This is a genomic window from Terriglobales bacterium, assembly GCA_035691485.1.
Classification (GTDB): Bacteria; Acidobacteriota; Terriglobia; order Terriglobales; family Acidobacteriaceae; genus JAIQGF01.
Map to the genome: position 1 here is coordinate 31313 of DASSIZ010000134.1, position 14166 is coordinate 45478.

Genomic DNA, 14166 nt, shown 5'->3' on the forward strand with positions numbered 1-14166 from the left:
GGGGAATTTGCATTTTGTGCACCAAGGTGACCAGCCTGCATCCCTTTGGTAACCGACCGTGCGTTAAGTGAAAGCAGGCAGGGTGATTAAGACTGAACCAGAATGGCGTTTCGGGGCTGCGCAGCAGGCGCTCGCTTGGACAGAAACCCGTTTTCCGACAAAAATTGTCACGCATCGAACCGTATTTGTCATCCGAACGATACGCCACCGTTTCTGTGCAAACAAAAAAGAGCACCGGATTGCTCCGGTGCTCCCGGCTCGTACCCTCCCCCAGGTACTTCGCCAAACTTACAAGTCAGACTACTGCAGCGGGCTGTCGCTGGCGCTGGCGGTCTGGCTGACGTTGAAGCGGATCACGCCCGACTGGTCGCTGAAGAAGTGCCGCTGACCGGTCTGCGAGTTCTGCGGGTCGCCATTGATGGTATAGATCGTCGCTGCGCCGCCGCCGCTGGGGGCGCCGCTGGTTACGACGGAAAACACGTAACCGCTCTTGGTACCGCTGGCCAACACGGAATCCAGCAAGCCGGCGCCGGTGTCGCCAACCGAGCCCGAGCTCGGCGGGCCGAGGTCGGCCAAAACGGCAAAGCCGTGGTTCGGATAGGTGGAAGCAAAGGTGACTTCCGCGGTGTTGATGGTGCGAGTCGAGCCCACCGCTGACGCTTCATTCGCGGCAATTCGCGAACGCAGCAGGTTGGGAATCGCGATCGCGGCGATGATCAGGATGATCGCCACCACGATCAGCAACTCGATCAGTGAGAAACCTTTCTGTTTGCGCATTGTGTCGAATCTCCCCTAGCAGATCTTTTGTAGCCCGTCCGCTGGCACAATAGTGGGGCAAGCGTGCTGCCAGAATCGGCGTCGAGCGGTATACGAGCCGATTCCCGAAGTAACATGCCTGTATTTCAACGAGCTTCGAGGCACTTTCGTGGATTGTAAAGAGTTGTTCGTCGAGATTTCCGATGACCGAATTCGGCAATCATGACAGTTTTTGTCAGATGAGCATCGCATTTTGCCAACTTTGGTTCCAGTTTGAGACGGAGCTTGAGACGGGAATGGCCTCGGCTACAATGTACTGACCGATCCCCAGCTGGAACCATTCGCAATGTTCGCAGAGCCAGGCGAGTCCGCCAAGCCGCGTTTTTCGACCCCAGTCCTGTTGGGAATTGTCCTGGCGGTCACCTTTCTGGTTTATGTCGGCACGCTGCAGTTCGAATTTGTCTATGACGACCTGGGGCAGATCGTCGCCAATCCGGCGGTCCAGAGCTGGAAGTACTTTCCGCTGTATTTTCGGGCCAATGTCTGGATGCAGCAGTTCTCCGTGGGAAACTACTACCGGCCGCTGTTCCTGGCCTGGTTCCTGGTCAATCACACGCTATTCGGCTTACATCCGTCATTCTGGCATCTGACCACGGTTTTGGCGCATGTTGGAGTCACCGCGCTGGTCTTTGTCCTGACTCTGCGCTTGACCCGTGATCGCCGCGTGGCGCTGATTGCGGCGTTGCTGTTCGGCTTGCACCCCGTGCACCTGGAATCGGTGGCTTGGATTTCCGGCGTCACCGATTCGCTGATGGCGCTGCTGCTCATCCCGGCGTTCCTCTCGTATTTGAATTATCGCGAGCGGCGTGGCCAAGGCTGGCTGATCCTATCGCTTGCTCTTTACGCGCTGGCGCTGCTCTCGAAAGAAACGGCGGTGGTGCTTCCGGCGCTTCTATTTGCCTACGAATGTACGTATGGCGCCGACGCCCGGAGCTGGCATGCCCGTGTGCGTGGCGCGCTGCTGCCGCTGCTTTCCTTCGTGGTAGTGACCGGCGCATACCTGGTGGCGCGCGCGCAAGCGCTGCATGGCATCGCGCACAAAACTGTAGAGCTGCCGCTCAGCATAGCGCTGCTTACGGTGCCGTCGGCGCTGTGGTGGTACATCCGACTGCTGGTTGCGCCGTTCGGGCTGAGTGTTTTTTATGACACGCCGTACGTAACGCAGGTCAGCATGAAATACGTCATGTGGCCGGCGGTCGGAATCGCGCTTACCGCCGGGTTGCTGGGGTGGTGGTGGAGGAAAAAGCGATCGCCGCTGGTTGCCTTCGCTTCGGTGTGGCTGTTGGTTCCCATCCTGCCGCTGCTGAATCTGACGGTGCTGCCGATGGGCGACTTCATCCACGACCGCTATCTTTACCTGCCGTCAGTGGGCTTCTCGCTGCTGCTGGCGACGGCGCTGGCGCAGCTCGACACGCGGGAGATTTTCGGGCGCCCGGCGGGACTGGTGGCCGCCATCGCGCTGGCGGTGGTCATGGCATTTGCCACCGTGGCACAGAGCGTGCCCTGGGCGAATGACGTGGTGCTCTACTACCACGGGATGGCGGTTGCGCCGAACAACGATCTGCCGCGCAACAAGCTGGCGGCAACGTTTGTGCAGCGCGGGATGTATGACCAGGGCATCCGGCTCTATCACGCGGTGCTGGCCGACGATCCCGATTACTGGTACGCGAACTACCGCATGGGATACGCCCAGTACATGACCGGACACTACTTGGAAGCCGAACGTTACCTGGTGCGCGCCACCGAACTGCACGGCACGCCCGACGAGTTCTACTACCTTGGATTGGCACAGGTGAAATTGGGCCGCAAGGAAGCTGCCGGCCATTCCTTGCAACAAGCGGTCCGCATGCAGCCGGACTCGTCGGAATACAAACAAGCACTAGCCTCCTTGGGGCAGCAGAGTAGATAACTGATCGCAGCCATGGGAACGCCAACCACACAAACATTGATTGCGGCAACGCCAACCGCCCCGCGAACGGCAGCGGAATCATGGTGGAGTATGCACGCTGACGGCCTGCTGCTGCGGCTGGCGCTGCTGCTTACCTTCGCCGCGTACGCGCGCACCATCGTCTTCGATTTCGTCTTTGACGACCACCTCCAGATCGCCCTGAACGCCTGGGTGCAAGCGTGGGAGTTTGTGCCGCATTACTTCACCGGCCACGTCTGGCACTTCCAGCAGCCGAACTGGGCCGGAAACTATTACCGTCCGTTGTTCCTGTTGTGGCTGCGGGTCAACCATGCGGTGTTTGGCCTGACCCCCGCCTGGTGGCACCTGATGAGCATTGCGCTGCAAGTGCTGGCGACATGGCTGGTCTATCGTCTCGGTTTACGTCTGCTGGGTTCGCCGCGGGCGGCGGCAGTGGCGGCGCTGCTGTTCGGCGTGAATCCGGTCCACATCGAGGCCGTTGCCTGGGTCTCCGGCAACACCGAAACCTTGGTGGGAGTCGCCTGCATGGCGTCGTTCCTTGCCTACCTGAACTGGCGAGACGGCGGGGCAAAGCGGACGTGGTGGCTGGCGGCTTCGGTCGCTCTCTACGTCGTGTGCGTGTTGCTGAAAGAAACCGGCCTGGTGGTGCCGGGAGTCATTCTGGCGTACGAGATTCTCTCGCCCGACCGCGAAGATTCCGGACGTCGATGGAACTTTCGGCAGACTGCTCTTCTGCTGGCGCCGTATGCCGTCGTCACGCTTGCGTATCTGGCGGCCCGCGGCGCAGTGTTGCGAGGAGTGGTCAGCCCGATGCATCACCGGCCGCTCGCCTCTGTCGTGCTGACATGGCCGAAAATCCTGTGGTCTTATTTGGCCCTGCTGGCTTGGCCATTCGGTCTGAACGCCTACTACGACGACTTTGACCTGGTGAAGGCGGTGGGGTCGCGAAATTTCGTGCTCCCCACGCTTGCCATTGTGGCGGTGCTGGCTGCATACATCGCGTTGTTTCGCCGTTCGCGACGAATGTTGTTAGCAGGAATTGCGATCCTGCTGCCGCTGGCGCCGGTGGTCGTGGGCTCCGTGGTTTTCCAGATGCACGATTTCATTCACGACCGGTTTCTCTATGTCCCTTCGATAGCGCCCGCATTTATGCTCGCAGCTCTGCTCATGCGGACCTCATCCAGAGGTCAATTCGGCGGGTCGCGTCCGGGCCAGCATGACGATTGGAGGCTAGCCGCAGCGCTCGCGCTGGGCTTGGTGCTGACAGTTTCCACCGTCGTGCAGACTGGTGCCTGGGACAATGACATCGCGCTGTTCACGCACGCCCGCAAGCTGGCGCCTCACAATGTTCGCGCCACCGAAGGACTCGCCGAGGCCTACGGCATGATCGGCGATCTGGATAATGCCGTGCGCATTCAGCGTGAGGCCACCGTCGAAAGGCCGACCTACTGGGCAGGGTGGTGCAACCTGGGGATTTATCAGTACCGGGCCAAGGATTTCGCGGCAGCGGAGCGTACACTCATGCACGCCATCGAGATTTGGCCGCAGGAAATCCAGCCCATGAGCGGAGGCCAGTTCTATTACCTGGGAATGTCTCGCCTGCAGCAGGGCCGGGCCGCCGATGCGGAACCGCCTTTGCGCCGCGCCGTCGAGTTGCGCGGCGACTCGCCCGGATATCATTTCGCATTGGCGACGGCGCTGAAACAGTTGGGAAGGCCCCAGGAAGCTGAGGCGGAACTTCGCGCCGAGGCTGTGAATCGCAAGATTGTCGATGAGCAGATGAAGGTGCTGGCCAACGCCATTCGCTAGGCCGCGAGCTGTTCGCGCGAGATCTTCAAACCGTTCAGGTTGCCCAACACCGTCACCGCGATGTGCTCGGGCTTGAAGAATTCATTCGCCAACTTGACGAGATCTTCCTTCGTCACCTTCTCAATGCTGTTCAGGATTTCATCCAGGCCAATGAAACGGTCGAAGTACATCTCCTGCCGCGCCAGGTTGGACATGCGCGCGGTGGAGGATTCCAGGCTCAGCATCAGGCTGCCTTTGAGCTGGTCCTTGGCGCGGCGCAATTCCTCTTCCGGGATTGCCTCCGCCTTCAGATTGTGGAATTCGTTCACAATCGACAGCACGACCTTGGGCGCCGACTCGCGCGAGGTCCCGGCGTAAATCGAGAGGCAGCCGGTATCGCGATAAGGGTTCAGCTCGCTGTAGATCGCGTAGGCTAGCCCCTGGCGCTCGCGAATGTTCTGGAACAGCCGGGAACTCATGCCGCCGCCCAGGACGGTGCTCAGGATGTAGCCGGCATAACGGCTCTCGTGGCCGACGGGATGGGAAGGCACGCCGACGCAGATCTGCACCTGCTCCAGCGCCTTTTTATTGCGCATGATGATGCGCGCGGAAACTTTCGGCGGCGCCTGGTGGAAACCATTCTTGCCCGCCTGCAACCCCAGGAATTTCTCTTTTACCAGGTCGACGAAACGCTCGTGGTTGAGGTTGCCAGCGGCGGAGATGATCATGTTGTTGGGGATGAAAAATCTCTGCCAGTAATTGAGCAGCAGGTCCTGCTCGAACCGGCGCACCGTGTCCTTAGTGCCCAGGATGGGCTTGCCCAGGGGGTGATCCTTCCAGAAATTCTGGGTGAAGATCTCATGGACAAGGTAGTCGGGATTGTCCTCGTCCATCTTGATCTCTTCCATGATCACGCCGCGCTCGCGGGTGATGTCCTTCATGTCGAAGACCGGGTTCAGCACCAGGTCGCTGAGCACGTCCATGGCGATGGGCAGGTGCTCGTCGAGGACCTTGATATCAAACGAAATGCATTCCTTGGCGGTGAAAGCGTCAAGGTTGCCGCCGATGGAATCGACTTGGCGGGCAATGTCTTCGGCGGTGCGGGATTTGGTCCCCTTAAACACCATGTGTTCCACGAAATGGGAAATGCCGTTGAGTTCCGCTTCCTCGTGGCGCGAACCAGTCTTGATCCAAATGCCGATCGAGATCGATCGGATGTGCTGCATCTCCTCGGTCAGCACGATCAGACCGTTGGGCAGCACCTCGCGCCGAATATTACGGAGCTCTTCCACCATGACACGTTCCAATTCAAGGAGCCGGCAGCCTTCGCCCAAACCCCACACTAAAGATTCTTACACACCGCAGCCTAACCCGCGCACAAACATTAAAGTAATAGAATCAGCGGCTTAGGACCTGTTCTTTCACCTGTCCCGGGAACCGGAACCGGCCGTCGCAGGAGATACAATGGGGACAGCCAGTTAACCCGATACTTCTTATTAGATGCATGCGAGTAGCTCCGGAAATCACGCTTTTGGGCCTTAATGCTCAAGAGCTTACGGCGATTGCGACGGAAGCGGGGCAGCCCGCCTACCGGGGACGCCAGCTGTTCGAAGCGGTCTATCGCAACCGGGTCGAGACGGTAAATCAGATCACAACGCTTCCTGCCGCTTGGCGGAGCGAGCTGGCGAAAAATTATGTCGTCGGCTTGCCGCAGGTGCAAAAGCAATTCCTCTCGGTCGATGGCACCCGGCGTTACCTGATCGGCTTTGTTGACGGACAGAGCGTCGAAACAGTCTGGATGCCCGAGGGCGACGACGGCGAACAGGGCGATGGCAGCGAAGGTGGGTTCAAACGCGCCACCATCTGCGTCTCCAGCCAGGCGGGCTGCGCGGTTGATTGCCGGTTTTGCATGACCGCGCTGCTCGGCTTGCTGCGCAACCTCAGCCCCGGGGAGATCGTCGGCCAAATCCTGCGCGTGCTTCAGGACCGTAAAATCTCGCTAGAAAGCGAGCGCATCAACCTGGTATTCATGGGCCAGGGTGAGCCGTTCCTGAATTACGACAACTTCATGAAGGCAGTGCGCTTGCTGGTGGATGGCGTCGGCATACCGGCATCGCGCATGACGGTTTCCACCGCCGGTATCGTGCCCCGCATCCGCGATTTTGCAAGGGAAGCGGTCCGGCCCAAGCTGGCGATTTCGCTCAATGCGTCGAGTGACGAATTACGCGACCGGGTCATGCCGATCAATCGCAAGTGGAACCTGGCAGCGCTGATGAAGGCGGCGCGCGAATTCCCGCTTCGTCCGCGAGAGCGCCTGACCTTCGAATACGTGCTGCTCGATGGGGTCAACGACAGCGTCGAAAACGCGGGCGAGGTGGCCACCCTGATCAAGGGACTGAACGCCAAGGTCAACCTGATTGCGCTCAATCCCGGCCCGGAAATTCCGTTTTCCACGCCGGAAGAACAGCGCGTCCAGGCTTTCCAGCAGACCCTCATTGGCGCTGGTATTCCGGCATTTCTCCGGCGTCCCCGCGGGCGCGACATCTATGCCGCCTGCGGACAGCTGAAGCGCGCGGAAGTGGTGCAGATCAGCGCATGAAAAGCGGCTGCGAGCCTCGATCAAGCCAACTGCGCGCTCTCTTCGTTCATCTTGAATGTAAGCGCCTGCTCTAAGGGCGCGCTCCGGGCTCATGACCAGATCGCGGCTCCTCGCTACCACGGGAATTCTTGTCGTATTCGCAGCCATGCTGGCGGGATGCACTATCCCCCAGAGGCAATTCGCCCGCGCTGAACGATTGGAGCGCGAAGGCCGTAACGCCGAAGCTGCCGCCCTTTATCAAAAAATGGTGGACGAAATTCCGTTGCGCGAAACGCGCGCTCGTTCGCAGGTTTATTTCCGCCTGGGCGAATGTCTCTACCGTCTTGAACACATCGCCGAAGCTTTCAACGCATTTGAGAAGGCCGCCGAGGTAGAACCCGGCAACATGGCGGCTCAGTTGCGTCTGGGCGAGGTCTTGTTGGTCGCGGGAGCGGCGGACCGCGCGCGCGAACAAGCGGAGATCGTGTTGCGGCATTCGCCGGCAAATGCCGAAGCCATGGCGCTGCTGGCGGGCTCGCTGGCCGCCTCCGGAAAAACCGAGCAGGCCAAGGAGGAGTATCGAAGCGTGTTGCGGAGCGATGCCCATCTCGTCTCCGCGGCCATCGCCCTGGCCGACATCTACAACCGGGAGAACCGCGTCGATGAGGCGCGCCGCGTGCTGCACGAGTCAGCGGCGGCAAACCCGAACCGTGCAGCACCATGGCTGGCGCTCGGCCGCCTCAACGAACAGGAGGGCGATGCTGCCGCTGCCGAACAATGTTATCGGCAGGCGGTGGCCGCCGAGGACATCCCCGAATCCAACATGCGGTTCGCGCAATTTCTCCAGCGCACTACACGCATTAACGAAGCCGAGCAGGTGCTGCGGCGGGTGGACGCGCAGCGTCCCACTCAACCCACGGCCTTGCCCGACTTCGAACTGATTGCCGGCAAGCCGGACACCGCCTTGCAACGCTACCAGGCAGCTCTGAGTTCCGCCGGGGCCAGTTTGTCAGGAAAGAAACCCCAACCCTGGATGGCGCTGGATCAGCTTCGCGACCGTGCGCTGCTGGCGACCCGCCTGGTAGAAGCCGACATCAACGTGGCCGAGCAGAAATCGGGACCGGACAAGGCTGACGCTCTGCAGCGCGCGCATGCGCACCTGGCGCAGTACCGCCTTGACTTGGACCCGGCGACCATTTCCATCCTGCAGGCGGAGATCGCACTGGCGGATTCGGACCTGCCGGCTGCGAGCCTGCAGTCGAAGGCGGCGGTTGCGCTGGCGCCGCAATCGGCGCCCGCGCATTACGTGCTGGGTACCGCTACTTACCGCTCAGGAAATAAGGCGGACGGGCGAGCGCAATGGCTGGCGGCGCTGGATTCGGATTCGCACTTCGTGCCCGCGCGCTTGGCGCTGGCGAACGATGCCGTTGCCACCGGCAATGCCAAGCTGGCGGAGCGATACATCATGGCCGTGGTGCGGGACGAGCCCGGCAACGTCAGCGCGCTGAACCTGTTCGCGCGCGTGCTGCTGGCGGAAAAACGCACTGACGCTGCCGCCATGATGGCGCGGCGCGCGCTGGCGGTTGACACCGCGTCTGCCCCCGCTCGCGTCATCCTGGGCGAGATTGCGCTGCAGCAGCAGCGCGTGGGCGAGGCTCTCCTGCAGTTCGAACAGGCAGTGCTGGCGCAACCACACTCGGTGGAAGCAATCGACGGGCTGACCCGCGTCTACCGCACCGGCACCATCACGCGGCCGATGCTGGCGAAGATGGAGAAGATCGCGGCCGCGGCACCTGCGTCGGCGACGCTGATGGAAATAGCCGGCCGTCTTTATGCCGACCGCGGGTGGCTCGACGATGCCAAGCGAGCGCTGCAGGCTGCGCTCCGCATCGATCCGCAGTGCGCCACCGCGGCCTCCGCTCTGGCGCGCCTTTATGCCGGGAACGGGGAACTCTCCGCCGCCGCCGACTCCGCGTCGCACACTGGGGGAAACTCCGCCGCGCTGCTGGCCGGGGTCCGCGCCCAGGAGCAGAACGACACCACCGCGGCCATCCAGAACTACGAGCGCGCCATCCGCGAAGGCGAGCACTCGGGCGTCGCTGCCAACAACCTGGCATGGTTGTACGTGGAGCAGGGAACCAACCTCGACCGGGCGCTGCAGCTGGCGGAAACGGCGCGCTCCCTGGCGCCGGATAGCCCGGCGGTCATGGATACCGTCGGTGTGGTGCGGCTGCGGCTGCGCAAGTACTCGGAGGCGATCAGCGCGCTGGAATCTGCGCGCAAGCTTGCTGGAACTCACCCCGCCGACCCGGAACTTCTGGCGCAGATTCGCCGTCATCTTTCCGAAGCCTATTTCCGGGCAGGGAAGACTGCCGCTGCCGCGGCGGTTGACGCAACGAAGAATTAAAGACGCGGTCCCGAAGAGGGGCAGCTGCTCCTGTCAGTCTGTTAATTCTTCATTCCTCTGCCCACCGCGGCCACCGCCGCCGCATCCCATCGAACATCCCACCAAGAGGAGGAATGCAGATGGCTTCCAAAGATCTCGACGGAGTTCGCGTCGCCATTATTTTGGATACCGACTTCGAACAAGTGGAAATGACGGAGCCGCGCAAGGCCCTGGAGGAAGCGGGCGCAACCTGCAAGCTGATTTCGCCGAAGAGCGAGGTTATCGGCGTCAAGCACGATGAGAAGAAGGACACGTTCAAAGTGGACCTGCCGCTGGACCGCGCCCAGCCTGACGAGTTCGACGCCGTGTTGCTGCCTGGCGGGGCGCTCAATGCCGACGCCCTGCGCGTCAATCACGCGGCCCAGGAGTTCGTCCGCAAAATCGACGAGGCCGGCAAACCGATGGCCATCATCTGCCATGCCCCGTGGCTGCTGGTTTCCGCAGGCCTGGCGAAGGGCCGCCACCTGACCAGCTACCACACCATTCAAGACGACATGATCAACGCCGGGGCTAACTGGGAGGACCGGGAGGTGATCGTGGATCGCAACCTGGTGAGCAGTCGCCAACCATCCGACATTCCCGCATTCAATCGCGAGATGATTCGCCTGTTCGCGGAAGCCAAGCGCGGCAAACTGCGGGCGGCGTAACTCGGTCTCCAATTCGTACAACTGGCAGCGCCGGAAACCCATGGTTTTCGGCGCTTTTTTGTCCCCTCAGATTTCTCCTGATAGGCTGCACGGATGGCGGGCGCCGACCGTTACGAGCTGCGCGATTCCCGGCCGGCTGATTTCCGCCGGCTCTGGCAGATCGACCAGATATGTTTTGCGCCCGGCATCGCGTATTCCCAGCGCGAACTCGCCTACTACATGAAAATGCGCGGCGCCTTCACCATCGTCGCCGTCAAAAGTGCGTCGGCGGCGGAGGTTAGGGGAGGGAAGGGCGTCGTCGGTTTCGTGGTTGGGCAAATCCTTGCCCGCGGGCTCGGCCACGTAGTCACCATCGACGTGATGCCGGAAGTCCGCCGCGCCGGTCTCGGCACGTTGCTCATGAACGAATGCGAAGCTCGCCTGCGGGCTGCCGGCTGCCGGGCGGTGTACCTGGAGAGCGCTGTCGACAATGAGCCCGCGCTGCGGTTTTACAAGCTCCACGGATATTCAGTGCTGAAAACAATTCCCCGCTATTACATGAACACCATTGACGCCCTGATGCTGGGCAAAAATCTGTAGCCAAAACGAAAGGAGCGTCGCGGAGACGCTCCTTTGTTCAAATTCGCGCCGGGATCAAGCGACGTCTTTTTTCCGGATGTCATCCCTGCGCATGTCATCGCGAACTTTATCGCCTTTGTCCTTCATTTTGTCGGCCAAGTCGCGACCGGCGTCCTTCACTTTGCCGACGCCCTTTTGCACCTTGCCTTCGACCTGTTTGGCGGCGCCTTCAGCTTCCAGATCCTTGCGGCCCGTCCACTCGCCGACCTGACGCTCCACGCGCCCCGCGATGTCCTTGCTTTTGCCCTTCACCGTGTCCTTGTCCATGTTTCCTCCCCTTGAGTTTAGATCCGTGGTTCTTTCACACCGTACTGCGGCCGGTGAGCAACTGGAATACCAGCGCCACCACCGCGAGCACGAGCAGAATGTGGATAAATCCTCCCAGCGTGTAGCTGCTGATAACGCCGACCAGCCACAGCACCAGCAGGATGATGAATAAAGTCCAAAGCATTCCGCACTCCTCCCTTCGAGACGGTACGCTCGGTACTCCTCCAAGGTCTGGTGCGGACAGGGAATAGGAAGTTGTACAAATTCGCGAGTAGCTTCACGATTACAAACTGCTGCCCTTTATACTCGGAGGCTTAGGGACAAGGTGAACTGCCGGCCGGAAAAAACGGGAATTGAGTTCCCCGCTCAAGCCCATTTTTTCGCTTGAGTGATTTCAGAGAGGACACGAAAGCCATGCGCATAGCTATCCAGGGAGAACTCGGGTCGTTCAGCGATGAGGCGGCGCGTACTTTCCTGCCCGGCTGCTCGGTGGTGCCATGTGTCACCTCGTCTGACGTTTTTGATCGCCTCGACTCTGGTCGCGTAGGCGCAGCCCTGGTGCCAATCGAGAACTCCCTGGCCGGGCCGGTTGCCCAACACCTGGACCTGCTGCTGGCGCGCGACGCCTTCGTCCAACGCGAGTTCCACCTGCGCATCCGGCACAACCTGATCGCCGCGCCCGGCGTGAATCTGAAGGACGTCCGGCGGGTGTTCTCCCACCCCGTCGCGCTGGAGCAGTGCCGCGAGTTCTTCCGCCGTCATCGGCAAGCGCGGGCCGAATCTTTCTACGATACCGCCGGCAGCGTCCGTTACGTGGTCGGCGACAACCTGCGGGATGCCGCCGCGATTGCCGGCAGCCGCGCCGCCAGTGTGTACAAGGGCCGCGTTCTGCTGCGCGGGTTGGAAGACGACAAGCAGAACTTCACCCGCTTTTTTCTCGTCGGCCGCTCCCCCAAGATTCATCGCAACGCCAACAAAACTTCGATTGCGGTCGCGCTGAAGAATGCGCCCGGAGCGCTGTTCAAGGCGCTAAGCGTGTTTGCGCTGCGCGACATCGATCTCAGCAAGATCGAGTCGCGGCCGCTGCGTGGCCGCCCGTTCGAGTACGTGTTCTTCATCGACTACCTGCGCGCCGATGACGACGCCGCGCGCAAGGCGTTGGCGCACCTCTCCGAGATTGCTGAATTTGTAAAAATTCTCGGCATCTATCCCGCGGCCTGATCCCGGGTTCCGCGATGAGGTAATCTGCTTCCGCGAGGTCAATCATGAAAGCTACCCTGCTGTTGTTGTGCCTGACGCTGATCGCGACCTTGGCGCCTGCCCAAGCCCAACCGGAATCGAAGCCGGCTGCTGCCGCCGCCAATCCATCCGACGTGAGGTCCATCGACAACATCCTTGCGGCCCTGTACGACGTCATTTCCGGACCCGCCGGGCAGGCGCGCGATTGGAACCGCTTCCGCACTTTGTTCTGGCCGAGCGCTCGGCTCATACCGCTGGTGCCTAAACCGGACAAGAGCGGCTACGAGCCGCGCGAGTTCACCGTCGATAGCTACATCACCCGCAGTGAGCCGTTTTTCGCCAAGGAAGCGTTTTACGAAAGCGCGGTCGCCAACCGGATTGAGCAGTGGGCGCACATTGCCATCGTTTTCAGCACTTACGAATCCCGTCATGCCAAGGCTGAAAAACCATTTGCCCGCGGCATCAACAGCATTCAGCTGTTCAACGACGGACAGCGCTGGTGGGTCACCAGCATCTTCTGGGAATCGGAATCGCCGCAGAACCCGCTGCCGGATGCAATGCTGAAGCCGCCGGGCGGCAAGTGATCGTTGAATTCTCTTCAGAATGTAATATGCGGGTTCCGGGTTCATACGTGCGTGAAACCATGCTGATGCGCCGCCACATTGCTGCCGCAGCGCTCGTCTTCATCGCGACCGCCTCCGGTGCCGCCGATCTGCCGAGTTACTCCGCGAAACCCGGGCCTCACCACGTTCTCACCGTTCAGTTAGCGCTCCACGATGCCGCTCGTAACAAAGATGTGCCGCTGAAAATTTATTATCCCGAGGACGCTGGCCCCTTTCCCCTCATCGTGTTTTCGCATGGCTTGTATGCCTCGAAGGAGTCGTACTCGGCCTTGGCGAAATACTGGGCCAGCTACGGATATGTCAGTATCCATCCGTCGCACGACGACTCCCGCCAGGACCGCGATTATCGCGGCTCGCTCCGCCAGGCCATGGCCGATCCCCGGCTGTGGCGCAGCCGCCCGAAAGATATTTCTTTCGTGATTGACTCGCTGCCGCAGATCGAAAAGCTGGCGCCCGCGCTGAAAGGGAAGTTGGACCGCAATCGCATCGGGGTCGGCGGACATTCGTATGGCGCCTATACCGCGGTCGCAATCGGAGGCGCCACAGTGCAGATGCCCGGCGCGAAGAGTCCCGTCAGCTTCGCCGACAAGCGGGTGAAGGCAATTGTTGTGCTGTCACCTCAAGGCGAAGGCGAGATGGGGCTGACCTCGAAGTCGTGGGAAAACGTCAACGTGCCTATGCTGGCGATGTACGGCTCACGCGATTTCGGCACGCAACGCCGCACCCCCGACTGGCGAAGCCAGCCCTTTAACGGCGCCCCTCCCGGCGATAAGTACGATGTTGAACTGGAAGGCGCAACCCACTTTACCTTCGTCGGTCCGTTCCGCCAGCGCGGCATCGAGACCCCGCTGTTCCAGTGCGCGAAGCTGGAGACGCTCGCTTTCTGGGACACCTACCTGAAGGACGACGAGGCAGCGCGCCAGTACCTGGCCTACGAAGGTTTGAAGTCATCGTGCCAGGCGGCGCGGATCGACCGCAAGTGATCAGTTGCGGGTGGTGATAGGGATCCAGGTTTCTTGTCGGTTTCCCGGCCCATGTTCGATCAACCGCCGGAAACAGAAATGGTAGGATAGTGAGTGCCGCCGGAATTGGCGGCTTTTTGTAGACCACTCGTCCTTACCGGCGCGGAGAGGTGCGTGAGTGGTTGAAACGATCCGCCTCGAAAGCGGACATACCTTGACGGGTATCGGGGGTTCGAATCCCTCCCTCTCCGCCAG

At 61.0% G+C, this 14166-nt stretch carries 13 protein-coding genes and 1 tRNA gene; 10 read left to right on the top strand and 4 right to left on the bottom strand.

The features are described 5' to 3' along the window. Positions 1-300 precede the first annotated feature (300 nt). Positions 301-777: a prepilin-type N-terminal cleavage/methylation domain-containing protein gene (locus VFI82_16765; protein ID HET7186337.1), complete on the bottom strand. Its 477-nt coding sequence runs from the start codon at positions 775-777 to the stop codon at positions 301-303. A 325-nt stretch (positions 778-1102) separates the two neighbouring features. On the opposite strand from VFI82_16765, the gene VFI82_16770 reads away from it, so the two are divergent. Both VFI82_16770 and VFI82_16775 read left to right on the top strand, forming a co-directional pair. Further along, positions 1103-2725 carry a tetratricopeptide repeat protein gene (locus VFI82_16770; GenBank protein ID HET7186338.1) on the top strand — a complete coding sequence of 541 codons (1623 nt, stop codon included), beginning with the start codon at positions 1103-1105 and terminating at the stop codon, positions 2723-2725. A 90-nt stretch (positions 2726-2815) separates the two neighbouring features. Next, positions 2816-4552 carry a tetratricopeptide repeat protein gene (locus VFI82_16775; GenBank protein HET7186339.1) on the top strand — a complete coding sequence of 579 codons (1737 nt, stop codon included), beginning with the start codon at positions 2816-2818 and terminating at the stop codon, positions 4550-4552. Here VFI82_16775 and VFI82_16780 read toward each other — a convergent pair. Further along, positions 4549-5826 carry a pitrilysin family protein gene (locus VFI82_16780; GenBank protein HET7186340.1) on the bottom strand — a complete coding sequence of 426 codons (1278 nt, stop codon included), beginning with the start codon at positions 5824-5826 and terminating at the stop codon, positions 4549-4551. The genes VFI82_16775 and VFI82_16780 overlap by 4 nt on opposite strands. A 209-nt stretch (positions 5827-6035) precedes the next feature. Between VFI82_16780 and rlmN the strand changes: the two genes are divergently transcribed. The 4 genes from rlmN to VFI82_16800 all read left to right on the top strand — a co-directional run bounded on the left by rlmN (position 6036) and on the right by VFI82_16800 (position 10781). Next, the gene (gene rlmN, locus VFI82_16785; protein HET7186341.1) at positions 6036-7130 is read left to right on the top strand and encodes a 23S rRNA (adenine(2503)-C(2))-methyltransferase RlmN; all 1095 of its coding nucleotides are present in this window, start codon (positions 6036-6038) and stop codon (positions 7128-7130) included. Between the two features lie 91 nt (positions 7131-7221). Next, on the top strand, positions 7222-9516 hold the full coding sequence (locus VFI82_16790) for a tetratricopeptide repeat protein (protein ID HET7186342.1): 2295 nt from the start codon (positions 7222-7224) through the stop codon (positions 9514-9516). A 119-nt stretch (positions 9517-9635) separates the two neighbouring features. Further along, on the top strand, positions 9636-10202 hold the full coding sequence (locus tag VFI82_16795; protein ID HET7186343.1) for a type 1 glutamine amidotransferase domain-containing protein: 567 nt from the start codon (positions 9636-9638) through the stop codon (positions 10200-10202). A 93-nt stretch (positions 10203-10295) separates the two neighbouring features. Continuing rightward, a complete protein-coding gene (locus tag VFI82_16800; protein ID HET7186344.1) occupies positions 10296-10781 on the top strand; it encodes an N-acetyltransferase in 486 nt (161 codons plus the stop codon). Between the two features lie 54 nt (positions 10782-10835). Here the strand turns inward: VFI82_16800 and VFI82_16805 are convergent, their stop codons facing one another. Next, complete coding sequence (locus VFI82_16805) at positions 10836-11087, bottom strand: CsbD family protein (protein ID HET7186345.1); 252 nt, start codon at positions 11085-11087, stop codon at positions 10836-10838. Between the two features lie 34 nt (positions 11088-11121). Further along, complete coding sequence (locus VFI82_16810; protein HET7186346.1) at positions 11122-11271, bottom strand: lmo0937 family membrane protein; 150 nt, start codon at positions 11269-11271, stop codon at positions 11122-11124. 230 nt (positions 11272-11501) lie between these two features. Between VFI82_16810 and pheA the strand changes: the two genes are divergently transcribed. The 4 genes from pheA to VFI82_16830 all read left to right on the top strand — a co-directional run bounded on the left by pheA (position 11502) and on the right by VFI82_16830 (position 14165). Further along, the gene (pheA, locus tag VFI82_16815; GenBank protein HET7186347.1) at positions 11502-12308 is read left to right on the top strand and encodes a prephenate dehydratase; all 807 of its coding nucleotides are present in this window, start codon (positions 11502-11504) and stop codon (positions 12306-12308) included. A gap of 44 nt (positions 12309-12352) precedes the next feature. After that, positions 12353-12910 (top strand): hypothetical protein, encoded by a 558-nt coding sequence (locus VFI82_16820; GenBank protein ID HET7186348.1) that lies wholly within the window; start codon positions 12353-12355, stop codon positions 12908-12910. A 26-nt stretch (positions 12911-12936) separates the two neighbouring features. Then, the gene (locus tag VFI82_16825; protein HET7186349.1) at positions 12937-13932 is read left to right on the top strand and encodes an alpha/beta fold hydrolase; all 996 of its coding nucleotides are present in this window, start codon (positions 12937-12939) and stop codon (positions 13930-13932) included. A gap of 143 nt (positions 13933-14075) precedes the next feature. After that, a tRNA-Ser gene (locus VFI82_16830) sits at positions 14076-14165 on the top strand. Position 14166 lies beyond the last annotated feature (1 nt).